Annotated in this window: 22 protein-coding genes; 9 read left to right on the forward strand and 13 right to left on the reverse strand. The window is 56.4% G+C overall.

Features of this window, described 5'->3' with window-relative positions:
* Positions 1 to 302 precede the first annotated feature (302 nt).
* Positions 303 to 1,721: an arabinose-proton symporter AraE gene (gene araE, locus Electrica_RS04195; protein WP_141963574.1), complete on the forward strand. Its 1,419-nt coding sequence runs from the start codon at positions 303 to 305 to the stop codon at positions 1,719 to 1,721.
* Here the strand turns inward: araE and Electrica_RS04200 are convergent, their stop codons facing one another.
* A complete protein-coding gene (locus tag Electrica_RS04200; protein ID WP_100684387.1) occupies positions 1,722 to 2,717 on the reverse strand; it encodes a LacI family DNA-binding transcriptional regulator in 996 nt (331 codons plus the stop codon).
* A 245-nt stretch (positions 2,718 to 2,962) separates the two neighbouring features.
* Here Electrica_RS04200 and Electrica_RS04205 point away from each other — a divergent pair, with 245 nt between their 5' ends.
* The 3 genes from Electrica_RS04205 to Electrica_RS04215 all read left to right on the forward strand — a co-directional run bounded on the left by Electrica_RS04205 (position 2,963) and on the right by Electrica_RS04215 (position 7,121).
* Positions 2,963 to 4,204 carry an MFS transporter gene (locus Electrica_RS04205; protein WP_100684388.1) on the forward strand — a complete coding sequence of 414 codons (1,242 nt, stop codon included), beginning with the start codon at positions 2,963 to 2,965 and terminating at the stop codon, positions 4,202 to 4,204.
* Positions 4,205 to 4,222: 18 nt separating this feature from the next.
* On the forward strand, positions 4,223 to 5,656 hold the full coding sequence (locus Electrica_RS04210; RefSeq protein ID WP_141963576.1) for a glycoside hydrolase family 32 protein: 1,434 nt from the start codon (positions 4,223 to 4,225) through the stop codon (positions 5,654 to 5,656).
* A gap of 118 nt (positions 5,657 to 5,774) precedes the next feature.
* A complete protein-coding gene (locus tag Electrica_RS04215) occupies positions 5,775 to 7,121 on the forward strand; it encodes a carbohydrate porin (protein ID WP_141963578.1) in 1,347 nt (448 codons plus the stop codon).
* Positions 7,122 to 7,286: 165 nt separating this feature from the next.
* On the opposite strand, the gene Electrica_RS04220 is transcribed toward Electrica_RS04215, so the two are convergent.
* The 5 genes from Electrica_RS04220 to Electrica_RS04240 form a co-directional block, all read right to left on the reverse strand.
* Complete coding sequence (locus Electrica_RS04220; RefSeq protein ID WP_141963580.1) at positions 7,287 to 8,573, reverse strand: ABC transporter substrate-binding protein; 1,287 nt, start codon at positions 8,571 to 8,573, stop codon at positions 7,287 to 7,289.
* A 1-nt stretch (position 8,574) separates the two neighbouring features.
* Entirely contained in the window at positions 8,575 to 9,717 is a 1,143-nt protein-coding gene (locus tag Electrica_RS04225) for an ABC transporter ATP-binding protein (protein ID WP_131048652.1), read from the reverse strand.
* A gap of 12 nt (positions 9,718 to 9,729) precedes the next feature.
* Positions 9,730 to 10,632 carry a carbohydrate ABC transporter permease gene (locus Electrica_RS04230; RefSeq protein WP_100686133.1) on the reverse strand — a complete coding sequence of 301 codons (903 nt, stop codon included), beginning with the start codon at positions 10,630 to 10,632 and terminating at the stop codon, positions 9,730 to 9,732.
* Positions 10,625 to 11,515: a carbohydrate ABC transporter permease gene (locus tag Electrica_RS04235; RefSeq protein WP_004115132.1), complete on the reverse strand. Its 891-nt coding sequence runs from the start codon at positions 11,513 to 11,515 to the stop codon at positions 10,625 to 10,627. Before Electrica_RS04235 ends, Electrica_RS04230 begins: the two co-directional genes overlap by 8 nt.
* Before the next feature lie 500 nt (positions 11,516 to 12,015).
* Entirely contained in the window at positions 12,016 to 12,336 is a 321-nt protein-coding gene (locus Electrica_RS04240; protein ID WP_141963582.1) for a cupin domain-containing protein, read from the reverse strand.
* A gap of 140 nt (positions 12,337 to 12,476) precedes the next feature.
* Between Electrica_RS04240 and Electrica_RS04245 the strand changes: the two genes are divergently transcribed.
* Complete coding sequence (locus tag Electrica_RS04245) at positions 12,477 to 13,169, forward strand: aspartate/glutamate racemase (protein ID WP_100686130.1); 693 nt, start codon at positions 12,477 to 12,479, stop codon at positions 13,167 to 13,169.
* Here the strand turns inward: Electrica_RS04245 and Electrica_RS04250 are convergent.
* Positions 13,156 to 14,082, reverse strand: a complete 927-nt coding sequence (locus tag Electrica_RS04250) for a LysR family transcriptional regulator (protein ID WP_141963584.1) — start codon at positions 14,080 to 14,082, stop codon at positions 13,156 to 13,158. The two genes, Electrica_RS04245 and Electrica_RS04250, sit on opposite strands and share 14 nt — an antisense overlap.
* Positions 14,083 to 14,217: 135 nt before the next feature.
* On the opposite strand from Electrica_RS04250, the gene lysA reads away from it, so the two are divergent.
* A complete protein-coding gene (lysA, locus tag Electrica_RS04255) occupies positions 14,218 to 15,480 on the forward strand; it encodes a diaminopimelate decarboxylase (RefSeq protein WP_141963586.1) in 1,263 nt (420 codons plus the stop codon).
* On the opposite strand, the gene Electrica_RS04260 is transcribed toward lysA, so the two are convergent.
* The gene (locus tag Electrica_RS04260) at positions 15,477 to 16,475 is read right to left on the reverse strand and encodes a LacI family DNA-binding transcriptional regulator (protein ID WP_167686260.1); all 999 of its coding nucleotides are present in this window, start codon (positions 16,473 to 16,475) and stop codon (positions 15,477 to 15,479) included. The two genes, lysA and Electrica_RS04260, sit on opposite strands and share 4 nt — an antisense overlap.
* 219 nt (positions 16,476 to 16,694) lie before the next feature.
* On the opposite strand from Electrica_RS04260, the gene Electrica_RS04265 reads away from it, so the two are divergent.
* Entirely contained in the window at positions 16,695 to 17,174 is a 480-nt protein-coding gene (locus tag Electrica_RS04265) for a GNAT family N-acetyltransferase (RefSeq protein WP_131048655.1), read from the forward strand.
* On the opposite strand, the gene galR is transcribed toward Electrica_RS04265, so the two are convergent.
* Positions 17,135 to 18,151, reverse strand: coding sequence for an HTH-type transcriptional regulator GalR (gene galR, locus Electrica_RS04270; RefSeq protein ID WP_141963591.1), 1,017 nt, complete (start codon positions 18,149 to 18,151; stop codon positions 17,135 to 17,137). The genes Electrica_RS04265 and galR overlap by 40 nt on opposite strands.
* Before the next feature lie 702 nt (positions 18,152 to 18,853).
* Between galR and aas the strand changes: the two genes are divergently transcribed.
* On the forward strand, positions 18,854 to 21,013 hold the full coding sequence (gene aas / locus Electrica_RS04275; protein ID WP_141963593.1) for a bifunctional acyl-ACP--phospholipid O-acyltransferase/long-chain-fatty-acid--ACP ligase: 2,160 nt from the start codon (positions 18,854 to 18,856) through the stop codon (positions 21,011 to 21,013).
* Positions 21,006 to 22,199 (forward strand): lysophospholipid transporter LplT, encoded by a 1,194-nt coding sequence (gene lplT, locus Electrica_RS04280; RefSeq protein WP_141963595.1) that lies wholly within the window; start codon positions 21,006 to 21,008, stop codon positions 22,197 to 22,199. The genes aas and lplT overlap by 8 nt, the downstream gene beginning before the upstream one ends.
* 378 nt (positions 22,200 to 22,577) lie before the next feature.
* Here lplT and Electrica_RS04285 read toward each other — a convergent pair whose 3' ends face one another.
* From Electrica_RS04285 to mutH, 4 genes are all read right to left on the reverse strand, one after another.
* Positions 22,578 to 23,618, reverse strand: coding sequence for an NADP(H)-dependent aldo-keto reductase (locus Electrica_RS04285; protein WP_131048658.1), 1,041 nt, complete (start codon positions 23,616 to 23,618; stop codon positions 22,578 to 22,580).
* A 235-nt stretch (positions 23,619 to 23,853) separates the two neighbouring features.
* Entirely contained in the window at positions 23,854 to 24,072 is a 219-nt protein-coding gene (locus Electrica_RS04290; protein WP_131048659.1) for a YgdI/YgdR family lipoprotein, read from the reverse strand.
* A gap of 124 nt (positions 24,073 to 24,196) precedes the next feature.
* On the reverse strand, positions 24,197 to 24,910 hold the full coding sequence (locus tag Electrica_RS04295; protein ID WP_100686121.1) for a TerC family protein: 714 nt from the start codon (positions 24,908 to 24,910) through the stop codon (positions 24,197 to 24,199).
* Between the two features lie 63 nt (positions 24,911 to 24,973).
* The gene (gene mutH, locus Electrica_RS04300) at positions 24,974 to 25,669 is read right to left on the reverse strand and encodes a DNA mismatch repair endonuclease MutH (RefSeq protein WP_141963597.1); all 696 of its coding nucleotides are present in this window, start codon (positions 25,667 to 25,669) and stop codon (positions 24,974 to 24,976) included.
* Between the last annotated feature and the right edge of the window lie 28 nt (positions 25,670 to 25,697).

Here is a 25,697-nt window from a genome sequence, read left to right on the forward strand (position 1 = left end):
CTTCCCGATGCGGCAACCGACGCAACGGTGATGAAAGATGAACATTAATTATCCATATTGATATGGTGAGGGATTTAAAAATCGTCCATATCATTTCATCGGGATCTCATCAACATCCCAATAGATAAAAGGGGTTAATAAAAATAGATTGATGAAACGGGAATAATAGAAAGTTTAATGTCCATCACAAAACAAGTCCTTCCAGCAATTTAATCCATATTTTTGACGTCTCATCCCTGACACCTTGTCGCACCGATCGCGTACTTTCACTGCACGTCTTACTTTGCTCAGGCAGGAAAAAAATGACCTCAATCAGTGACGGCTCGACGGTGCTGGCGCGTAGCCAGCGTGATACCCGACGTATGAATCAGTTTGTCTCTATTGCCGCTGCGGTGGCTGGATTGCTTTTTGGCCTCGATATTGGGGTGATTGCCGGGGCGCTGCCCTTTATTACCGATCATTTTGTCTTATCCAGCCGACTGCAGGAGTGGGTGGTCAGCAGCATGATGCTGGGGGCGGCGGTTGGCGCGCTGTTCAACGGCTGGCTCTCCTTCCGCCTGGGACGTAAATACAGCCTGATGGCGGGGGCGATATTGTTTGTGGCCGGGTCAATCGGATCGGCGTTTGCCGCAAGCGTCGAAATGCTGCTGGCGGCGAGGATCATTCTCGGTATCGCCGTGGGCATTGCCTCTTATACCGCGCCGCTGTATCTTTCTGAAATGGCGAGCGAAAACGTGCGTGGCAAGATGATCAGTATGTATCAGCTGATGGTGACGCTGGGGATCGTCATGGCCTTCCTGTCCGATACCGCATTCAGCTACAGCGGTAACTGGCGGGCGATGCTGGGCGTGCTGGCGCTGCCGGCGATCCTGCTGATCGTTCTGGTGATTTTCCTGCCGAACAGCCCGCGCTGGCTGGCGGAAAAAGGACGCCATATCGAAGCGGAAGAGGTGCTGCGCATGCTGCGCGATACCTCGGAAAAAGCCCGTGATGAGCTCAATGAAATCCGCGAAAGCCTGAAGCTGAAGCAAGGCGGCTGGGCGCTGTTTAAGATCAATCGCAACGTCCGCCGCGCGGTATTTCTTGGCATGTTGTTGCAGGCGATGCAGCAATTTACCGGCATGAATATCATCATGTACTACGCGCCGCGTATTTTTAAAATGGCCGGTTTCACCACCACCGAGCAGCAGATGATTGCCACGCTGGTGGTGGGCCTGACCTTTATGTTTGCGACCTTTATCGCGGTCTTTACCGTCGATAAAGCCGGGCGTAAACCGGCGTTGAAAATCGGCTTTAGCGTGATGGCTATCGGCACGCTGGTGCTGGGTTACTGCCTGATGCAGTTTGATAACGGTACCGCCTCCAGCGGCCTGTCCTGGCTTTCCGTCGGTATGACCATGATGTGTATAGCGGGCTATGCGATGAGCGCCGCGCCGGTGGTATGGATCCTGTGTTCGGAAATTCAGCCGCTGAAATGCCGCGACTTCGGCATTACCTGTTCAACTACCACCAACTGGGTGTCGAACATGATTATCGGCGCCACCTTCCTGACGCTGCTGGACAGCATTGGCGCGGCGGGGACCTTCTGGCTCTATACCGCGCTGAACGTGGCGTTTATCGGCGTGACGTTCTGGCTGATTCCGGAAACCAAAAACGTTACGCTCGAACACATCGAGCGCCGACTGATGTCCGGTGAAAAGCTGCGCAACATCGGTAATTAATTACAGGGATGCTCTTGGTAGCCACGGACTGGCTACGCGTATCGTTTCCCGATGGCTATCGCCGTTAATAATATGCAGGGCGCTCAGGCGCCCGATATCATAGTGCGGCAGCTGCACCGTCGACAGCGGCGGTAAAAACAGATCGCCAATGCCGACCATATTATCGTAGCCCACCACCGCAACATCCTGCGGGATCCGCAATCCCTGCGCCAGCAGCGTCTGATAGACCATAAAGGCGATACGATCGTTACCGCAGATAACCGCATCGAATCGCGGCTTTCCCTCGCGGAGATGGCTCTGCACCACGGCGGGGATATCATGGTAGTGCTGATCGCCGAAGGCCATATAGCTGTGCACCAACGTATCCGGGTCGATACCGGCTTCGCGGCAGGCGCGCTCCAGCCCCTGGCGACGGCGCACGGTGGCGAGATGGTTAGCCGGAAGGTGTAAACAGAGCGGATTACGATAGCCTGCGGCGAGCAGGGCTTTTACCGCAACGTACTGACCCTGTTCATCATCAGGAATATAGCTGGCGATCGGGTCGTTAAGACTTTCGCAGTTGGCGAGGACGCAGGGGAGCGTCAGCAGCTTGGCCGGAACGGGCACCTGGCGCAGCCCCATGGTGGTGTAGATGATACCGTCAGGGCGGTGGGAGAGCAGCAGGTCGACGATGTTTTCCGGGCTGTCATCGGAAAACATGTTCACCACGAAGCTGTTCCAGCCGTGCGCGCGGGCGGTCTCTTCGATAGACAGCGCGATCTCAACCGAAAACGGCGTGGTGACGGTATCCAGCGCCAGGACGCCAATGGTATTCGGCGTGGCGCGCGCGCCGCGAATTTTCTTGGCTGACAGGTCGGGGACGTAGTTGGTCTGCTCGATAGCAGACTGAACGCGAGCCAGCGTTTCGGGTTTCAGACGTTCCGGGTTGTTCAGCGCCCGTGAAACCGTCATCAGAGATACGTTTGCCAGTTTTGCCACATCTTTCAAGGATGCCATATTTCCCACTCCACCGTTGCCGCCGTGCAACAGGCTATACAACTAAGTCGCTGATGTAAAAGGATCATACGATATTCTATCGCACGTCGTGTTCTGTCAGTGGAGCGGATTCTTTGATCGCGATCGCACCTCTGCTATGTTAACGTTAACTTTTGTGATTAACATCATGTATCTCAGTAAAACGGCATGATTTATGTTTTTTGTTAACGTTACCATTGCATGCATTACCCCTACACGAGAATGTCATGATGAAAGCCCATCACTCTCACAGCTATCCGTTACTCAGCGCGTTACTGTTTTTCTTTTTTGTCACCTGGTCCTCTTCCGGCTCATTGCTCTCTATCTGGTTGCACCAGGAAGTGGGGCTTAAGCCGGGGGATACTGGGATCATCTATGCCGTGCTTTCCGTATCAGCGCTGTTTGCCCAGGTGTGTTACGGCTTTATTCAGGACAAGCTCGGGCTGCGTAAAAATCTGCTCTGGTATATCACCGTGCTGCTGATCCTCTCCGGACCGGCGTATCTGCTGTTTGGTTATCTGCTGAAAATAAACGTGCTGCTCGGCAGTATCTTTGGCGGGATCTATATCGGCTTAACCTTTAACGGTGGTATCGGAGTCCTCGAATCCTACACCGAACGCGTGGCGCGCCAGAGCCAGTTTGAGTTTGGTCGGGCGCGTATGTGGGGCTCGCTGGGCTGGGCGGTGGCGACCTTTTTTGCCGGGCTGCTGTTTAACATCAACCCGAAACTCAACTTTGCGGTCGCCAGCGGTTCCGGCCTGGTGTTCTTTATTCTGCTGGCGCGACTGCGGGTCTCTTCCGCGCCGCACGCCATGCAGGAAGCGGTATCCGGCGGTAAAGTGACGCTGGAAGACGCCCTGCGTCTGCTGACCCTGCCGCGTTTCTGGGCGCTGGTTTTCTTCGTGATTGGCACCTGTATCTACGGCGTTTACGACCAGCAGTTCCCGGTCTACTTCTCTTCCCAGTTTGCGACCTTGCAGGAAGGCAATGCGATGTACGGCTACCTGAACTCCTTCCAGGTGTTCCTTGAAGCCGCCGGGATGTTCTGCGCGCCGTGGCTGGTTAACCGCATCGGCGCGAAAAACGGTCTGATCTTCGCCGGGATGGTGATGGCGATGCGCATGGTGGCCTCCGGGCTGGTGGAAGGGCCGCTGCTGATTTCCATCACCAAGCTGCTGCATGCGGTGGAACTGCCGGTACTGCTGGTCGCCATCTTTAAATACAACAGCTTAAACTTTGATAAACGCCTCTCTTCCACGCTGTATCTGGTGGGCTTCGCCTGCACCAGCTCGGTGATTGCCACGGTGCTGTCGCCGCTGGCGGGCTACAGCTATGAGAAATACGGCTTCGCCCAGTCCTATCTGATTATGGGACTGCTGGTGTTCTGCACCACCTTTATCTCCATTTTCTTGTTGCGATCCAGTCGTTCATCTTCCGATCCGATGATGTCGCAACCCTCCGCTATCTGAATGAAAAGAGTGAAGAATATGATGTACACCGTTGCTAACGCTGAACAGGAACTGCAGGCGAAACGCGAGACGTTAAACCTGCGCTGGTATCCACGCTACCATCTCGCCGCCCGCGCGGGCTGGATCAACGATCCCAATGGTCTGGTCTGGTTTGACGGCTGGTATCATGCCTTTTATCAGCATCATCCTTACTCCACGCAGTGGGGGCCGATGCACTGGGGTCATGCGCGCAGCAAGGATTTAGTCCATTGGGAACACCTGCCGGTGGCGCTGGCGCCGGAAGGGCCGGAGGATAAAGATGGCTGCTTCTCCGGCTCGGCCGTGGTGGATGGCGATACGCTGGCGCTGATCTATACCGGACATAAATTCCACGGCGATCCCAGCGACGAAGCCAACCTTTATCAGGTGCAGTGTCTGGCGACCAGCCGCGACGGCATTCATTTTGACCGTCAGGGTATGGTGCTGGATACCCCGCCGGGCCTGCACCATTTCCGCGACCCGAAAGTGTGGCGCGAAGGGGATAGCTGGTACATGATCGTCGGCGCACGCGTTGGCGATACCGGTCAGGTACGGCTGTATCGTTCCGCCGATCTGCGCCAGTGGCATGACGAAGGGATCCTTGATGAAGCCGAAGATAAGATGGGCTTTATGTGGGAATGCCCCGACTTCTTCCCCCTCGGCGGCAAGCGCGTGCTGATGTTCTCTCCGCAGGGGCTGGCAGCACAGGGCTATCACAACCGTAACCTGTTCCAGAGCGGCTATCTGCTCGGCGACTGGCAGCCCGGGCAGCCGTTTGTCCGGGAAGGTGAATTTGTTGAGATGGACCATGGCCATGATTTTTATGCCCCGCAGAGCTTCCTCGCCCCCGACGGTCGCCGCATCGTTATCGGCTGGCTGGACATGTGGGAATCACCGCTGCCGGAACAGCAGGATGGCTGGGCAGGCATGCTCTCTCTGCCGCGTGAACTGACGTTGAGCGCCGATAACCGTCTGCAGATGCGTCCGGCGAAAGAGGTGGAGTGCCTGCGCAGGGCCTGGTTCCCGTGGCCGGTCAGCACGCTGAAAAACCAACGGTCGCTGATGGCGGAAAACGGTGAGGCGATGGAGGTGATCCTGCACTGGGACTGCGCGGGCAGTACGGCAGAACAGTATGGGCTGAGCTTCGGCGAGGGGCTGCGGGTCTACGTTGATGCGCAGATGCAGCGCCTGGTGCTGGAGCGATACTATCCGCAGCACGGTCTGTGCGGCGTACGGAGTGTCCCGCTCTCGATGACATCGCCGTTAAAACTGCGTCTGTTCTTTGATAGCTCTTCAGTCGAAGTATTTGTTAATGATGGCGAGGCCTGCCTGAGTAGCCGTATTTATCCGCAGGCGGCGCATCGGGAATTATCCTTATTTTCCTGGAGCGGTACCGCTTTATTATCGGAAGCGGGTTCCTGGCAATTAGAATAAATTAAAAGAATGTTGTTAATAACCCGTTCGTGGCGACGGGCGGGTTATTATTGTCGCTGTCGCCGGTTTTACCATAAATAAAAGTACCTTCCTTGAAATAATAATAAAGGGTTTGCCGATGAAAAATATCTGGGTCGGATGTTTACTGACGTCTATATTGATTCCCGCGGTGAGTGCGCAGGAGTCCGTTTCGCTTGAAGAGCGGCTGGCGCAGATGGAGCAGCGCCTGAAAGCGACAGAGCAACGGGCGAGCAGCGCGGAGGCGGAGATTCGTGCGCTGAAGCAACAGCCGCCGGCCGCGGCGGTGACGGCCGCCGCCGGGGCGAAGAAGCCGACATTGCAGCTTAATGATTATGGCGAGTTAAAATTCTATGGTGACGTTGAGTTTAATATGGATGGCGCCAGTCGGACCGGCAGCCTGACGTCGGTAAAAACCTCGGCCAATAAAGACTGGGCGCCGGGAAATAAAGAACGCTGGGATATTAATGGCCGAATTTTGCTGGGTTTTGATGGCCTGCGTAAAGGGGGAGACGGAAAATATGCCGGATTCAGCGTGCAGCCGCTGGCGGATCTGCGCGGAAAAATGAATCTTGATGATGCGGTATTTTTCTTCGGTCGTGAAAATGACTGGAAAATAAAGGTCGGGCGCTTTGAAGCCTATGATATGTTCCCGCTGAATCAGGATACCTTTATTGAATATTCCGGCAATACGGCCAACGATCTGTACAGCGACGGCTACGGCTATATCTACATGATGAAAGAGGGGCGCGGGCGTAGTAGCAGCGGCGGCAACTTCCTGCTCAGTAAAAACAGCGATAACTGGTATTTTGAGCTGAATACGCTGGTGGAGGACGGCAGTTCGCTGTTTGTGGATCAAAACTATCACGGCAACGCGCTGGATAACCGTAAAAACGTGGTGTACGTGCGTCCGGTCGCGGCCTGGCGGTCCGGGGCCTGGTCGGTGGCGGCGGCCATGGAGAGCAACCTTGTTAATAATGCTTACGGCTATCAGAACCAGAATGGCCGCTGGGTCGATCAGTCCAGCCGCACCGGCTACGGGATGACCATGAGCTGGAACACGCTGAAAACCGATGCCGAAAATGGGGCGGTGGTGAATTTGAGCTCCGCCTATCTTGATGCGGCGGATGAGAAAGATTTCAGCGCCGGTATCAACGCATTATGGCATCGGGTAGAGCTGGGCTATATCTATGCGCATAACAAAATCGATAAGTTCAATATGTCCGGCGTGAGCGCGGAGTGCGATGGCGACTGCGCGATTCTGACGCCGGGGCGCTATGACATCCACACCATTCATACCTCATGGCAGTTGCCGAATATCATGGATATGCCGAACTTTAATATTTATCTCGGCGCGTATGCGTCATGGCTGGATTCATCGGCGGCAAAAAGCGGCAATACCGATGAACGCTACGGTGCGCGGGTAAGATTTAAATATTTCTTCTGACAGGTTTCCCGGGTTGCGGCGTAAACACCTTACCCGGGCTACCAGGTACAAGATTGCGGCGCAATGCGCCTTAACCGTGCCAGCGGCCCGCAGACGGCGGTGAACCGGTAGCCCGGCTAAGCGCCGCGCGAGCCGGGGCCGTAGGGCAGAGAGAATGAGCCACCGTTAGCGCATGGCGCGTTTCAGAATACGATCGGACTGGCGCTGGAAGTCGGCGGCCGTCTCTTCTACGCTTTTCTGCCCGTAGTCGATGTACTGCAGCGATGTGCCAAACTGGGCAACGATCTGCGGGTCATCAAAATAAGGCGATACCGGGAGTTTCGTCGGCAGCGACTGCGCCAGCTTCAGCCCGGATATGGCCGGATTGTCGGTTTTGATCGTGCCGTCTTCGGTCAGGTAGTGCACCGCCACTTTGCTTAACGGCACGCCGCGCTCAAGGCCCAGCGTATCCACGCCCTCTTTGCTGTTTAACAGGAAGTTAATCACTTTCGCCGCCGCTTGCGGGTTCTTCGTCGATTTGCCGATGGAGAGCATCTGCGCCGGTTTAAAGAACAGGCCAGCATCGGTGGCGCCCGGCAGCATCGGATAGTCGCCCAGCGCCAGCTTCGCCGGCGGCTTCAGGTTGTCGGAGTATTTGTTGATGGTGGAGTTCCACATATAGGTCCCCGCCCATTCGCCCTGAATCCACGGCTTCATTTCGTACATGTTGCTCTTGCCGAACGAGGCATAGTATTTGGTATCCGGCATCACGTGGCTGTCGATGAGCTTTTTATACATCTGGAAAAATTCGACCCACTGCTCTTTGCTGTAGGAGAATTTCTTCGTTTTCTCGTCGATGGCCGGCTGGTTGTATTTCTGAACCATGTAAGAGTTTAGCAGCGCCAGCGTATCCTGATGCTCCAGCACCACCGGGTAATACTGCTTACCCAGCTTGCTCTCAAAGGTTTTGCCCGCCGCCATCAGCTCGTCCCAGGTTTTCGGGAAGGTGACGCCGGCCTTTTTCCAGGTTTCGTCGTTAAAGTAGAACACCCTGGCGGTCACGGAAATCGGGATACCGTTGAGCTTGCCATTGACCGTGGTGGACTGCAGCTCTTTGGCATCGAACTGGCTGAGGTCGATGATATCCTTCATTTTGTACAGATCGTAAAAACCCTCGCCATTCTTCGAGAAGATCGGCAGCCAGTTCCAGTTGGTCTGCATCACGTCCGGCTCGGTCCCGCCGGCGATTTGGGTGGTCAGGCGCGAAAGATGGCCGTCCCAGCCGGTATATTCGGCTTTAACGTTGATGTCCGGATTCTGTTGATGAAACTCCTCCAGCGCTTTCAGGGTGACCTGATGGCGGCCGTTGCCGCCCCACCATGACATACGCAGATCGACATCTTTTGCCAGAGACGGTAACGCGGTAAGGCCCAGAGTGGCGGAGATTGCGGCGCTTAAAAGCACTTTTTTCATTTTAATACTCCAGTGATGACAGAGAGATGTTCTGTTCGGTAGCGGCATCAAAGAGATGGCACTTATTCATGTCGAATTTGAACCACACTTTGCGATGCAGCCCTTTTTCAATCATCGGCTTAGCCTGGTCAGAAGGGACGCGGGCGGTCAGTTCATAGTCGGCGACTTTCAGGTAGACGAAAAACTCGTGGCCCATGTTCTCGACCCGCACCATTTCGCCCGAGCAGCCGCCTTCGGCGAACGGTTCATCGGCAATGGCGACAAACTCCGGGCGCACGCCGTAGAACAGAGGCTGGTTTGTATGGCTGCCGACTTTATCCTGCAGGGCCGCGCTTAACGGCAGCCGCTCATCGCCGATAGTCAGGTGCAGGCACCCGGCCTGTTCAACCAGCTTGCAGGGGCGGATGTTCATCTCCGGGGCGCCAATAAAGCCGGCCACGAACATGTTTTTCGGTTTGTGATACAGGTTGTCCGGGGTATCGACCTGCATGATATGCCCGAGCTTCATGACGCAGATCCGGTCACCCATGGTCATCGCTTCTGTCTGATCGTGGGTGACGTACACGGTGGTCGCCGGCTTGCCGGATTTCTTCAACTGCTTGTGCAGATCGGAAATACGGATCCGCATCGAGGCGCGCAGCTTGGCATCAAGGTTAGAGAGCGGTTCATCAAACAGGAACACATCCGGTTTTTTGACAATCGCCCGGCCAACCGCCACGCGCTGGGCCTGGCCGCCGGAAAGCTGGCGCGGCAGACGGTCGAGCAGCGCTTCCAGCTCGAGGATTTTGGCGGCCTCGTTAACCTGGGCGTCAATCTGATCTTTCGGCAGCTTGCTCAGCTTGAGGCCAAAGGCCAGATTCTCGCGCACCGTCATATGCGGGTAGAGCGCATAGTTCTGGAACACCATCGCAATACCGCGTGATTTTGGCGCGAGGTTGTTGACTATCTTCTCGCCGATACGCACTTCGCCGCCGCTGATGGTTTCCAGCCCCGCCAGCATGCGCAGGGTGGTGGATTTCGCGCAGCCGGATGGCCCGACGATCACCATAAACTCGCCGTCCGCGATTTTCAGGTCGATAGCATGTACCGCTTTGAAGCCGTTGGAGTAAACTTTTTCCAGTTTGTTGAAAATAACTTCAGCCATGATATTTCCCTCTTAACCTTTGATTCCGCTGCTGGTCACGCCCTGTACGAAGTAGCGTTGTGCCAGGAAGAACACGATGATGGATGGCAGAATGGAGATACTCGCCATTGCCAGAATTTCGTTCCACGGAGCGCCTTCCGTGACGTCGATGGACATTTTCAGCGCCAGTGCGATGGGATACTTATCGACGCTATAGACGTAAATCAGCGGGCCGATAAAGTCGTTCATCGACCACATAAACTGGAACAGCGCCACCGAGATAATCGCCGGTTTCAGAATCGGCACCACCACGTACCACAGCACCTGAATCGAGTTGCAGCCGTCAATCTGCGCCGCCTCTTCCATATCGCGCGGTACGCCGCGCAGGAACTGGATCAGCATGAAGACGAAGAATCCCTGGGTGGCGAAGGCCAGCGGCAGGTACAGCGGCAGATAGCTGTTCAGCATGCCCATTTCACGGAACATCAGGTATTGCGGGATCAGCAGCACGGTGCTCGGCAGCAGCATGGTGGTGATAAGCGTGGCGAACCAGAACTTCTTCCACGGGATTTCAAAGCGGGCAAAGCCGTAGGCCACGATGGTGGAGGAGATAATGGTCAGCAGAACTTTCGGGATCACATACTTAAAGGTGTTCAGCATGTAGTGACCGAAGTTGTACTCGGTGCCGGTTTTCCAGCCGTTAATAAAGCCGTCCCAGGTCGCATGGGCCGGCCACAGGCTCAGGGTGGTGAAGATCTCATGGTTCGGTTTGAACGACGCCGAGAACATCCACACCAACGGGTAGAGCATCAGCAGGCCGACGAACAGCAGGATGACGTAACGGATTGTCCGGCTGATTTTTTCACGGCGCAGGGTGCGGGCAACTTCGCGTTCCGCAATTTCCATTGCCGGGGTGATGTGTTGAATATCAGCCATTTTTGCCTCCCTTATCGGCGGAGTAGAACACCCAATATTTCGATGACTTAAAGGCGATGGCGGCAAAGACCGCGACCACCAGGAACAGCACCCACGCCAGCGCCGCGCCGTACCCCATATCGAAGTACTTAAAGGCGGTGTCGTAGATATAGAGCGAGAACAGATAGGTGGAGTAGGTCGGGCCGCCGCCGGTGATGACGTACGGACCGGTAAACTCCTGGAACGCCTGGGTGGTCTGCATAATAAAGTTGAAGAAGATGACCGGCGTAATCAGCGGCACGGTCACTTTCATGAACATCTGCCACTTAGACGCGCCGTCGATCATCGCCGCTTCATATTGTGACTGCGGGACGTTTTGCAGCGCGGCAAGGAAGATGACCATCGCCGAGCCAAACTGCCAGACGCGTAGCAGGGTGACGGACATCAGCGCCAGCGACGGCTCGCCGAGCCAGTTCACCGGGTCGAATCCCAGCACGCCGATAAAGCTGTTCAGCAGGCCGTCGATAGCGAACAGCGCACGCCACAGGACGGCAATCGCCACCGAACTGCCGAGAATGGACGGAATGTAATAAGCGGTACGGAAAAAGCCGATACCGCGCAGCTTAAAGTTGAGGACAAACGCAATACCCAGTGCGAAAGCCAGTTTTAACGGAATGGTTAAAAAGACGTAGGCAAAGGTCACGCCCATGGATTTCCAGAAGAGGCCATCTTCGGTCAGCATGTAGCGATAGTTTTCAATGCCGTTAAATACCGGCGGGCTCATCAAATCGTACTCAGTGAAACTGAGGAAGAAAGATGAAACAAAGGGAAAAGCGGTAAAGACTATCAGCCCGATGATATAGGGCGATATCCATGCCAATCCCAGCATCTTGTTTTCATTCATACATACCTACCTGGCTTACGAGTTTGTAAAACGGATTCGGGGTCATGGTTTTCTGTGTCCGGTCACGGCCAGAAAGTGAATCGGTGTCTGGTTCATCTGCTGGCGTTGGTTTTCTTTTTTAACATTTTGTTTATTATGTGTTTTTACGTTTAGCTTCCCTGCTGGGCCTCACTATTTCGCTTGCTGCGGGTCCGGTGATTTTAATTTTATAAAACGCTGTTTTAAATTTATTTTATTACTATTTATTACGTAGTCATTCGATTCATAGCGGAAATGTGATCGAAGTCGAAACGATGTTTCAAAAATTGAGATGGCGAGCGTTTTCCAGAAATGATGAGTTGTCGGGGAAGATGGCGAAGCTAAGAACTTATGCCGGAGCGAGGAGGGTGAGTGGCAGGCTAATCATTTTGTTGTTACATATTTACTAACAAATTATTCTGGCGGAAAGGAAAGAAGGGATCAACAAGGGGCACGTTGAATATGCCCCGGCAAGCGGCGTTTTACAGGAAATCCTCACGCACGGGCGTAAAGGTATCCAGCAGGATGCCCGCTTTCAGGCAGAGGCAGCCGTGCATAATATGCGGCTTTTTGTAGAGCGTATCGCCGGCGCGCACCACGCGTTTCTCTTCACCGATGGTGAACTCAAATTCGCCGGATAGCACATAGGTCAACTGCTCGTGGGGGTGATTGTGCATTGGACCGATGGCCCCGGCGTCGAAATTGACCTCCACGGCCATCATGTTGCCACCGTGCGCAAGAATGCGACGGGTCACGCCATTGCCCAGATCTTCAAGGGTGGTCTGGTTATGAAAAATAAACATCCGGCAGTCCTGTTGTTAAATGAAACAATGTTTCATTTAATTTATCGCAGAATCGTCGGCAAAGAAACGAGCGACGACAAAAGTGGAAAGTTGATCACAAGTTTGTTTCACTGGAGCAAAGCATAAATCAGGAGCGGATGATGAAAACGATTGGCCTGTTGGGCGGCATGAGCTGGGAATCCACCATTCCCTATTACCGTTTGATCAACGAAGGTATCAAAACACATTTGGGCGGCCTGCATTCGGCGAGTCTGCTGCTGCACAGCGTCGATTTCCATGAGATAGAAGCCTGCCAGTCCGCAGGGGACTGGGATCGCGCCGGCGAGATGCTGGCGCAGGCGGCATTTGGCCTGCAGCAGGCGGGCGCGGAAGGGATTGTTCTGTGTACCAATACCATGCATAAAGTGGCGCAGGCCATCGAAACGCGCTGTGAAGTGCCGTTCCTGCATATCGCCGACGCCACCGGGCGTGCGATTACCGCCAAAGGCCAGAAGCGGGTCGCCCTGCTCGGAACGCGCTATACCATGGAGCAGGATTTTTATCGTGGACGCCTGCAGGCGCAGTTCGCTATCGAGACGCTGATTCCGCAAGCTGACGATCGCGAACGCATCAACCGGATCATTTTTGATGAGCTGTGCCTGGGCGCGTTTAACGACGACTCCCGTGATTATTACCTGCAGGTGATTGACGCGCTGGCGGCGCAGGGCGCGGAAGGGGTTATTTTCGGCTGTACCGAGATTGGCCTGCTGGTGCCGGTGGAGAGTAGCCCGCTGCCGGTGTTCGATACCGCCGCGATTCACGCCGCGGACGCGGTGACATTTATGCTCTCTTAAGCACCGCGTCCAGCGGGCCTTGAATCCGCTGCAGACTCCCTTGCAGGTGCTGAATAAATGTCTCGACCAGCGCCGATCCCGGGCGGTGTAGCGGGCGGATCAAGCTGACGGTGAACGGCACATCGACGCTAAAGCGGCGCACCGCCACGCCGCTTTCGGCATAGTCGAGGGCGGTCAGCGGGTTGACGACCGAGAGTCCGACGCCCGCCCGCACCATCGCACAAATGGAGGCCGCGCTGTGGGTCTCCACGACCATCCGGCGCTTCACCTGGTGCTCAAGAAACAGGGCATCAAGCAGCTGGCGATAGCTGTCAGTACGCGACAGGCTGATATAGTTTTCACCGTGGAAATCGGCCGGAGTCAGCACCGGCTTGCTGGCAAGCGGGTGGCTCCGGGGCAGTACGCACACCTCGTTGAGCGTTAACAGCGGCGTGCGTTCGGTCCCGGCGGGCGTGTGCAGGGTTTCCGTCAGACCGAGATCGTGACGTTGGGCGGAGAGCCACTCCTCCAGCAGGGGGGATTCCTGCGGCACAATCTGCAGGCTGACCTCGGGATAGCGCGCCAGAAAGGGCTGTAGCAGCAGCGGCAAAAACGACTGGGAAAACACCGGCAGGCAGGCGACAGACAGTTCGCCCTGGCGAAATTCGCGCAGGCTCTCGGCGGCGCTGACGATGCGGTCCAGTCCGTACCAGGAACGCTGAACCTCCTCAAACAGCCGCAATCCCTGCACCGTTGGCTGCAAACGCCCGCGGGTGCGCTCAAACAGTTGCAGCCCGATCACCTTTTCAAAACGTGCCAGCTCGCGGCTGACGGTCGGCTGAGAGGTGTTCAGCAGGCGAGCCGCCTCGGTCAGGTTGCCGGTGGTCATCACCGCATGGAAGATTTCGATATGGCGTAAATTGACAGCGGGCATGGCGGCTCTCGGCGGATTGGCGGTATCCATATCATTTTTGCATAGAGTCACGATAAAACGATATTTTTTATTCTCTTCAGCCTATGGCGTAATCATAAAAAAACACGCACAACACAGATAACGCCGGAGTTCATTATGCCACGCTCGCTTTACGCCACCGATACCGACCTGACTGCCGGGAACCTGCTCCGCCTGCCTGGCGAATTTGGCTGCCCGGTGTGGGTCTACGACGCGCAGATTATCCGCCGCCAGATAGCCCAGCTCAGCCAGTTCGACGTGGTGCGCTTTGCCCAGAAGGCCTGCTCCAATATCCATATTTTGCGCTTGATGCGTGAACAGGGCGTCAAGGTGGATTCCGTCTCCCTCGGGGAGATTGAACGTGCGCTGGCGGCGGGTTATGACCCGCAGCAGCATCCGGAAGATATCGTTTTTACCGCCGACCTGATCGACGAGGCGACGCTGGAACGCGTCAAGGCCCTGCAGATCCCGGTTAATGCCGGTTCAGTCGATATGCTGAGCCAACTGGGGGAAGTCTCTCCCGGTCATCGCGTCTGGCTGCGCGTCAACCCGGGCTTTGGACACGGCCACAGCCAAAAAACCAACACCGGCGGCGAAAACAGCAAACACGGGATCTGGTACAGCTATCTGCCGGCGGCGCTGGAAATAATGCGTCGCTATCAGCTCCAGCTGGTGGGGATCCACATGCATATTGGCTCCGGGGTTGATTATGGCCATCTGGAGCAGGTTTGTGGCGCGATGGTGCGTCAGGTGGTGGAGTTTGGCCAGGATCTGCAGGCGATCTCTGCCGGCGGCGGGCTATCGATCCCTTATCGCGAAGGTGAAGAGGCGATTGATACCGATCATTACTATGGCCTGTGGAACGCCGCGCGTGAGCAGATCGCCCGACATCTCGGCCATCCGGTGAAACTGGAAATCGAGCCGGGTCGCTTCCTGGTGGCTGAATCCGGGGTGCTGGTCTCTCAGGTCCGTAGCGTCAAAGAGATGGGCAGCCGCCACTTTGTGCTGATTGATGCCGGTTTTAACGATCTGATGCGTCCGTCAATGTACGGCAGCTATCACCATATTACCGCCCTGGCGGCGGATGGCCGCAACCTGAGCGCCGCACCGCTTGTCGACACCGTCGTGGCCGGGCCGCTGTGCGAATCGGGCGACGTCTTTACTCAGCAGGAAGGGGGCAAGGTAGAGACGCGTTTGCTGCCTGAAGTCGCGCCGGGGGATTATCTGGTGCTGCATGATACGGGGGCCTACGGCGCGTCAATGTCCTCAAACTACAACAGCCGCCCGCTGCTGCCGGAAGTGTTGTTCGACAACGGCAGCGCACGGCTGATCCGTCGTCGGCAGACGATTCAGGAGCTGCTGGCCTTAGAGCAGTTCTAAAAATAGGGTCCCGTCGTTACCGACTCCCGCAATACCAGGGTGCCGGTAAACGGCGGGATCGTTTCGATCGGCTGGTCGTTGGCGAGCTTGATCGCCTGATCGATAGCGGTGGTTATCATATTATCGATCGGCAGATAGACCGTCGACAGGCCGGGCTCCAGCCATTTCGCGCTCGGGGCATCGTCGAAGCCGAACAGCGAAACGTCCTGCGGGATTTGCAGCCCCGCCTGGTGCAGCGCTTTTGAGGCGCCCAGCGCCATATCATCGTTACACGAAAACAGCGCGCTGAACGTTGTGTTCTCAGCAAGCAGCTCGCGGCACAGTTCATAGCCGCGGGTCATCGTAGAATCGCCGTATTTAACTTTCGCCGGATCCCAGGCGATACCGTGCTTTTTCAGTGCCTTGCGGTATCCTTGCAGACGGGCCTTCCCCGTCGGCGTGTGCATTGGCACGGTGATGCAGGCGATATCCCGGTGCCCTTGCGTAATCAGATAACTGACCGCCTGAAAAGCCGCATCTTCCTGCTCGAAGAACACGCAGCGTTCCCGCGCCAGGCTGACGTCGCGGTTAATCACCACCAGCGGCGTATCGATGGATTCGATAAGCGACATGATCTCCTTTTCGCTCATGTGGCGGGTATAGAGGATGATGGCGTCGCACTGGCGGTCGGCGAGCATCTGTACCGCCTCTTCTTCGCGTTCCGGGGCATCGTGGCCGTCGGTGACGATCAGCTGTTTTCCCCAGGCTTCCGTCTGGCGTGAAGCCTGTTGCAGCAGGCGGCCAAAATAGAAACCATCGAAGGTCGAAACCACCAGTCCGATACTGTTGCTGGTGCGGTTCGCCAACGAACGGGCGAGAAAGTTTGGCCGGTATCCCAGCTCTTCCATCGCTTTGAATACCTGTTGGCGGGTGCTCTCTTTTACCTGACCTGTGCCGTTCAACACGCGGGAAACCGTCGCTTTAGAGACGCCTGCGCGAATTGAGACATCCAGCATTGTAGCCATTCATCGATTCCTGATTTCACGTGATAAACCGCAGTTTATCACAGACATTCAGGGGGATATGCGCCCAACCGGGGGCAAAGAACTATCGCGATCACGCTTTTTGCAGGAAATGCCCGCAAAATGGTTCTTCCACGCGCTGACTTCCTCGCCACCGACCGCTGCGGGCGCGGTATACTGGCAGCCAGAGAATTTTTCAGCAGGGGATCGGTTATGCATATTCAGCCCTTATACGCCGCGCCGCAGCACGCCGAACAGGTGGCGATGTGGCTCTGGCAGGCCTTTGGCGGCGAAACGCTGCCGCTGCCTTTTTTTGCTACTCTCATTGCCCACAGCCAGACGCCGGAGGCGCTGCCGCTGACCTTTATCGCCGTCGAGGGCGAGACGCTGGCAGGGACGGTGGGGCTGTGGCGCTGCGACTTAATCAGCCGTCAGGATCTGTTCCCGTGGATGGCGGCGCTGTACGTCGCCCCGCACGCGCGCGGACGGGGCATCGCGGGAAAGCTGCAACAGCATGCTATCGACTATGCGCGCCGGCTCGGGCACCCGCAGCTGTATCTCTACTCCGCCTGCCGCGATTTTTATGAGCGTTTTGGCTGGCAGTATATTGGTGAAGGGCTGGATTACCCGGCCACCCCCGTCAGCCTGTATCGTTACGACTTATCGCTTTCCGACGGCGCCATCACCGAGTGACGGCGAACCAGCGTCGGGCTGAATAAGTGGGTGATTTCAGGCGCCGGGCGCTGATCTGCCAGCGCCAGTGCCAGTTCGGCGGCCTGCGTTGCCATGGTGACGATGGGGTAACGCACCGTCGTCAGGCGCGGGCGAACATAGCGCGAGATCAGCACATCATCGAAGCCAATCAGCGAAATCTCGCGCGGGACGTCGATACCATTATCATTCAGCACCCCCATCGCGCCGGCGGCCATCGAGTCGTTATAACAGGCGACAGCGGTAAAATTTCTGCCGCGCCCCAGCAGTTCGGTGATGGCCTGCTCGCCGCCGCTTTCATCAGGTTCGGCAAAGGTCACCAGCCGATCGTTGCAGGGCAGGCCGCTCTCCGTTAACGCCGAGTAATAGCCTTGCAGACGATCTTCAGCATCCGAAATCGCGTGGTTGGAGCAGAGGTAGCCGATACGGGTATGCCCCTGTTGGATCAGATGACGGGTCGCCAGCCAGGCGCCGTAGCGGTCATCCAGCGCCACGCAGCGCTGTTCAAAGCCCGCCAGAATACGGTTGATCAGCACCATGCCGGGGATCTGTTTCATCAACCCGACGAGCTCATCATCGGGGATCATTTTCGCGTGCACCACCAGCGCAGCGCAGCGATGGCGGATAAGCTGCTCAATCGCCTGACGCTCTTTTTTAATGCTGTGATACCCGTTGCCGATCAGCAAAAAGTTACCGGTGTTGTAGGCCACCTGTTCGACGGCTTTGACCATGGCGCCGAAGAAAGGATCGGACACGTCGCCCACCACCAGCCCAACGGTCTCCGTTGACTGCTGCGCCAGCGCGCGCGCGTTCGCATTGGGATGATAATTGAGCGTTTCCATCGCCGCAGTCACCGACTGGCGCGAGGTTTCACTGGCTTTGGGGGAGTTGTTGATTACGCGGGATACGGTAGCGACGGACACTCCAGCGAGTCGGGCTACATCCTTAATTGTCGCCATACCAGACCTTTTATAGGGTAAGCGTTTACATAACGGTTATGTTACGGGAAAGTGCGGCAGATTCAAGGCTGGAGGCGTCTGGCGTTACGCAAATGTGATGCAGATTGACCTTCATGGTGAAAAAGTTACACAGCGACAAGCGCAGTGGCACAGACGAATGAAACGGCGGAGGGAAGATTCACACCTTTGCTTACACTTTGCGATTAGCTGTTGCGAATGTTCGCTGGTTTATCCATTCATTGCATTGATATTCTGGCTATCCCAGAGGTATTGATAGGTGGAGCTAACGTAACGTTAGCCACTCTAATTACACCAGCCTGCGCAGATGCGCAGGTTTTTTTTTGCCCCTCGTCTGAACATGCCGCGTCCACCCGTGACAGGCCCTCGGCACCCTCAGCGGATGGATCTCTTCCTGTCCGCCGCTCGCCGCTGTTACAGATAGCGAAAATGGCAATAACTGGTTGCACTTAGGTTTATTCCCTTGCGTTTTATCGCTGGTGCGGCAGGGGCAAAAAACCGGACAATCAGGGTCCCAGAGGTATTGATAGGTGAGTTTTTAAGTACGCATTTCGTACTGATTATCTTGCACCGGCCTGCGCAGATGCGCAGGTTTTTTTTCTGCCAGACATTTCTTCCGCACTGCTTTCAAACGCCTTCTCGTGTAACCTGCAATGACTTAATCACCGGTCAAATGGAGTTGTTATGCTGTTGGCATTTTTCAGGCTGTTGTTCAAAGGGTTGTATCGGGTCAGATTGACCGGTGACACGCAGCCCTTGCAACAACAAAAGGTGTTGATCACCCCGAATCACGTCTCGTTCCTCGATGGGATCCTGCTCGCCTTATTCCTGCCCGTCCGACCGGTCTTTGCGGTGTACAGTTCTATCAGCCAGCGCTGGTTTATGCGCGTGCTGACGCCGCTTATCGACTTTGTCCCGCTCGACCCGACGAAACCGATGTCGATAAAACACCTGGTGCGGCTGATTGAGCAGGGGCGTCCGGTGGTTATCTTCCCGGAAGGGCGTATCTCGGTTAGCGGTTCGCTGATGAAAATCTATGACGGGGCGGCGTTCGTGGCCGCAAAGTCGCAGGCCACCATTATCCCACTGCGTATCGAAGGCGCGGAGTTGACTCCGTTCAGCCGCCTCAAAGGGCTGGTCAAACGCCGTCTGTTCCCACGGATCCGGCTGCATTTGCTGCCGCCAACCCGCATTGAAATGCCTCAGGCGCCTCGCGCCCGCGATCGCCGCAAAATTGCCGGAGAGATGCTGCACCAGATCATGATGGAAGCGCGCATGGCGGTGCGCCCGCGAGAAACGCTGTATCAATCGCTGCTGGCGGCGCAGGATCGCTTCGGGGCGCGCAAACATTGCGTGGAAGATATTAATTTCCAGCCAGATACCTACCGCAAGCTGCTGACTAAAACCCTCTTCGTGGCGCGCATCCTCGAAAAATACAGCACGCAGGGCGAGAAAATCGGCCTGATGTTGCCCAACGCCGGAATCAGCGCGGCGGTGATTTTTGGCGCCATTGCCCGCGGGCGGATTCCAGCGATGATGAACTACACCGCCGGGGTAAAAGGGCTGAGCAGTGCGATAACCGCCGCTGAAATTAAAACCGTATTTACCTCCCGCACTTTCCTTGATAAAGGCAAACTCTGGCACCTGCCGGAGCAGCTCACGCAGGTGCGTTGGGTCTTCCTTGAAGACCTGAAGGGCGACATCACGACCGGCGATAAGCTGTGGATCTTCGGCCACCTGCTGGCGCCGAAGCTGGCGCAGGTCAAACAGCAGCCGGAAGATGCGGCGATGATCCTGTTTACCTCCGGTTCGGAAGGCAACCCGAAAGGCGTGGTGCACAGCCACAAAAGCCTGCTGGCTAACGTCGAACAGATTAAAACGATTGCTGACTTTACCGCCAACGATCGCTTTATGTCGGCGTTGCCGCTGTTCCACTCTTTTGGCCTGACGGTGGGGCTGCTGACGCCGCTGTTTACCGGTGCAGAAGTGTTTCTCTATCCCAGCCCGCTGCACTACCGCGTGGTGCCGGAGCTGGTCTACGATCGTAACTGTACGGTGCTGTTCGGGACCTCGACCTTTCTCGCGAACTACGCGCGCTTTGCCAACCCGTATGATTTCTACCGTTTGCGCTACGTGGTGGCCGGGGCGGAAAAGCTTCAGGAGAGCACGAAGCAACTGTGGCAGGACAAATTTGGCCTGCGCATTCTCGAAGGCTATGGCGTCACCGAATGTGCGCCGGTGGTATCGATTAACGTCCCGATGGCGGCGAAGGTGGGCACCGTCGGGCGTATTCTGCCGGGGATGGATGCGCGCCTGCTGGCGATGCCGGGTATTGCAGAGGGCGGTCGCCTGCAGTTAAAAGGGCCGAACATCATGAATGGCTATCTGCGGGTGGAGAATCCGGGCGTGCTGGAAGCGCCGGCGGCGGAAAATCAGCATGGCGAAGTGGAAAGCGGCTGGTATGACACCGGGGATATCGTCACCTTTGACGAGCAGGGCTACGTGCGCATTCAGGGACGCGCTAAGCGCTTCGCGAAAATCGCCGGCGAAATGGTGTCGCTGGAAATGGTCGAACAGGTGGCGTTGGCCGTCTCACCTGACAAGATGCATGCCACGGCGATTAAACAAGATGCCGCTAAAGGCGAGGCGCTGGTGCTTTTTACCACCGATAATGAACTGAACCGTGAAAAACTGCTGCGTTACGCCCGTGAGCATGGCGTGCCGGAGCTGGCGGTACCGCGCGACATTCGCTGGCTGAAGCAGTTGCCGGTTCTCGGCAGCGGCAAGCCGGACTTTGTCACCCTTAAAGGTATGGTTGAGCAGACGGAAGATTCTGATGAGTGAGTCAGTACACACTAACACTTCGCTGTACTCAAAAGGGATGATGGCGGTCATCTGCGCCCAGTTCCTCTCGGCATTTGGCGATAACGCGCTGCTGTTTGCCACGCTGGCGCTGATGAAACAGCAGTTCTACCCGGACTGGAGCCAGCCGGTGATGCAGATGCTGTTTGTAGGCGCTTACATACTGTTTGCGCCGTTTGTCGGCCAGTTTGCCGACAGCTTTGCCAAAGGGCGAGTGATGATGGTCGCCAACGGCATGAAGCTGGTTGGCGCAGGCTGCATCTGTTTTGGTCTGAACCCGTTTATCGGCTATACCCTGGTGGGGATCGGCGCGGCGGCCTATTCACCGGCCAAATACGGCATCCTTGGCGAGCTGACCACCGGAGATAAGTTAGTGAAAGCTAACGGCTTGATGGAGTCGTCGACCATTGCGGCGATTTTGCTGGGATCGATGGCCGGCGGTATTCTGGCCGACTGGCACGTGCTGGCCGCGCTGGCCATCTGCGCGCTGGTGTACGGTGGGGCGGTGATCGCCAACCTGTGGATCCCCAAGCTGCCGGCGGCGCGTCCCGGCCAGTCATGGCGGTTTACGCCGATGACCTACAGTTTCTTTAGCGCCTGTAAGACGCTGTGGCGTAACGGGGAAACGCGCTTTTCACTGACCGGAACCAGTCTGTTCTGGGGCGCTGGCGTGACGCTGCGTTTCCTGCTGGTGCTGTGGGTACCGGCGGCGCTTGGCATCACCAGCAACGCCATGCCGACCTATCTTAACGCGATGGTGGCGGTGGGGATTGTGCTGGGGGCTGGGGCTGCCGCGAAGCTGGTGACGTTGCAAACCGTGTCCCGCTGCATGCCTGCCGGGATTTTAATCGGCGTGGCGGTGATCTTCTTTGCCCTCCAGCAGTCGCTGCTGCCCGCATTTGCTCTGCTGTTGCTGCTCGGTATTTTTGGCGGCTTCTTTATTGTGCCGCTTAATGCGCTGCTGCAGGAACGCGGTAAGCATACCGTAGGTGCAGGTAATGCCATTGCGGTACAGAATCTCGGTGAAAACGTGGCGATGCTGCTGATGCTGGGGCTCTATTCGCTGGCGGTGAGTATCGGTATTCCGGTGGTTGGCGTCGGGATTGGCTTTGGCGCGGTGTTTGCGCTGGCGATTGCCGCGCTGTGGATTTGGGGACGGCGCCAATAATTTCCCGGAGGCGATGCTACGCATCTGTCCGGGCTACAAGTTCGTGCGGTTTTGTCGCCCGGATAAGGCGTTTACGCCGCGACCCGGGAATCTCCCCCGGCTCGCGCTGCGCTTAGCCGGGCTACTATACCCTGCATAGGGCGATTTTGTCGCCCGGATAAGGCGTTAGCCGCAACCCGGGAATCTCCCCGGCTTGCGCTGCGCTTAGCCGGGCTACCGTATCCTGCATGCGGCGATTTTGTAGCCCGGGTCAGGCGTTTACGCCGCGACCCGGGAATCTCCCCGGCTCGCGCTGCGCTTAGCCGGGCTACCGTATCCTGCATGCGGCGGTTTTGTAGCCCGGGTAAGGCGTTTACGCCGCGACCCGGGGTTACGGTCTTACGGTGCCGGGTAGGTATAGACCTGGTGCACCGCTTCAATTTCCGCTAACACCTCTTCACTCAGCTCAAGATGCAGGCTCTCAACGTTGGTTTTAAGCTGCTCCAGCGTGGTGGCGCCCAGCAGGGTGCTGGCGACAAACGGCTGACGACGGACAAAGGCCAGCGCCATCTGCGCCGGGTCGAGGTTATGGCGTCTGGCGATATCGACATAGGCCGCCACCGCTTTCTGCGACTGTTCGCTGCTATAGCGCGTGAAGCGGCTGAAGAGCGTATTGCGCGCGCCGGCCGGTTTTGCGCCATGAAGATACTTGCCGGTCAGGGTGCCAAATGCCAGGCAGGAGTAGGCCAGCAGCTCAACGCCTTCATACTGGCTGACTTCCGCCAGACCCACTTCGTAGCTACGGTTCAGCAGGCTGTAGGGATTCTGGATGGTGACGATGCGCGGCAGGTCGTGTTTATCCGCCAGGTGCAGGTAGCGCATCACGCCAAAGGCCGTTTCGTTGGAGACACCGATATAGCGGATTTTACCGGCGCGCTGGAATTCGGTGAGCGCTTCCAGGGTATCCAGCAGGGTGACGACCGGCGCGGAGTCGGTCCAGGTATAGCCCAGTTTGCCGAAGCAGTTGGTCGGGCGCTGCGGCCAGTGAACCTGGTAGAGGTCGAGATAATCGGTTTGCAGACGCTTGAGGCTGTCGTGCAGCGCGTCACGGATGTTTTTACGATCCAGCGCATGGTTGGGGCGAATGCTGCTGTCGTTGTTACGCGCGGGGCCGCTGACTTTAGAGGCGATAACCAGCTTTTCGCGATTGCCGCGTTTCGCCAGCCAGTTGCCGACGTACGTTTCCGTCAGCCCCTGGGTTTCCGGGCGCGGGGGGACAGGATACATCTCAGCGACATCAATCAGGTTAATGCCCTGGCTGACTGCGTAGTCGAGCTGTTGGTGCGCGTCGGCCTCGCTATTCTGCTCACCAAAAGTCATAGTGCCCAGCCCGAGCGTGCTGATTTCAAGAGAACTGTGTGGGATACGGTGATACTGCATAGCCGGCTTCCTTTTTTATTAACAAGGTCAGGAGTTCCCCGACAAAGGAGTATCAAAATGGCAGAGGGGGAGAAAAAGAGGAAGTAAAAAAATCAAAAAAGCCGGGGTTTCAGAATCCGAAGACGCGATGCCGCGGAGGGTTCAGAGGATCCCGACTCTTTATTAAGAGGGTCCGCTGTCGGGGAAGGCGGCCTCACCAGGCAGGTGCTGGCAGGCGGCTGGCCGACGAAAAGTCTTAACGTTTAATAATCTGCGAAACATCGTCGCGGTTGATCTGCATTTTATTGCCCTGCTGATCTTCGTAACTGATGAGGCCGGTATCATCATCAACGGCTGGCTTACCATCGGTCAGGATCATGCGTCCGTCTTTTGTCGCCATCACGTAATCGCTGCTGCAACCGGAAACCGAGAACGTCAGTCCTACGGCTGAAATCAATACTGCCCATTTTTTCATCGTCATTACCTCTTGAATGGTCGTACCCCGCACCAGTGTATTAATAGCCTGATTTGTGAGACATAAAAAGCAGGAAAGTCTTAAAAAATTTTGCAGCCCAGGGTTTGGGCTGCATTTCTGTGGGTTACAGAGGATTTTTTTTATTACGCAGCAGGTTAAGGCTTTCGACGGCAATCGAAAAGAACATCGCGAAGTAGATGTAGCCTTTCGGAATATGTATTTCGAAGCTTTCCAGCATCAGGGTAAAGCCGACCAGAATCAGAAATGACAGGGCCAGCATTTTTACCGACGGATGACGGTCGACAAAGTCGCCAATCGGTCGGGCGGCGAACATCATTACGCCGACGGCAATGACCACCGCGGCCATCATGATGAACAGATGATCCGACAGCCCAACCGCGGTGATCACCGAGTCGAGGCTGAAAATGATATCCAGTACCATGATCTGCACGATGGCGCCCATAAATGAATGGACATTGGTTTTTAGCCCTTCCTCTTCGCCCTCGATCGACTCGTGGATCTCTTTACTCGCCTTCCAGATAAGGAACAGACCGCCGAGCAGTAAGATCAAATCACGAAACGAGATCGCGTGGTCGAAAACGGTAAACAGCGGATGGGTGAGCTTAACGACCCAGGCGATAGAGGCCAGCAGCCCCAGACGCATCAGCATCGCGCCCATCAACCCGATACGTCTTGCGTGAGCACGCTGGGCGGTAGGCAGTTTGGCAACAACCAGAGAGAGAAAAATAATATTATCGATCCCCAGCACTATCTCCAGCAGCGTCAGCGTACCGAGCGCCAGCCAGGCGTTGGGATCGGTTATCCATGCAAATAACATTGTTCAAAGTCCTGCAAAAAAGAAAGTCGCAATTATATGCAAGCTGGCAGGCAGAACAAAAAATTAATCGTGGTCGAGGAGAAAATGACGGGCCAGCAGGGCGGCGGTGAAATTCTTCTTCAGGTAGAAGCCGCGTGGCAGCGTGAGAATCGGCTCACCGCGGGCGCCAATCGCCTCGGTTAACGCTTTGCTGTTGGCGGCCTTCGGGCGCAGCTGCAGCACCTCGCCATGACGAGCGGTGATGCGTTCCACCTGACCGAGCACGATCAGATCCATCAGTTCCTCCCAGTCCATTCGCAGCTGGCGATCCTCTTCTTCATTGGGGCTCCACAGCAGCGGGGCGCCGACGCGGCGTTCCGCCAGCGGAATGGCGCGATCCCCTTCCACCGGTATCCACAGGACGCGTTTAAGCTTATGGCGCACGTGGCTGCTCTCCCAGGTCACGCCGCTGTTACCGGTAAGCGGGGCGACGCAAACAAAGGTGGTTTCCAGCGGACGACCCTGGCTATCGACAGGTATGGTCTTCAGCTCGACGCCCAGCGCGGCGAAATCCTGCTCGGGTTTACTGCCGGCGCTGGCGCCCAGCCAGATCTCCAGCAGAATACCGATCCATCCTTTATCGCGTTTTAAATCGCGTGGAATGGCAATCCCCGCCAGCGCCGCCAGTTCGCCCAGCGAGTAGCCCGCTAACCCCTGCGCCTGGGTCAGGAGCTGCTGCTGGGTGTGCGGTGGAGATGCTAGCGGCGCGATGGCGGGCATACGGTAAAACCTCTGGTTAAAAAGTGAA

Source organism: Klebsiella electrica (assembly GCF_006711645.1).
In the GTDB taxonomy this organism is placed as follows: Bacteria; Pseudomonadota; Gammaproteobacteria; order Enterobacterales; family Enterobacteriaceae; genus Klebsiella; species Klebsiella electrica.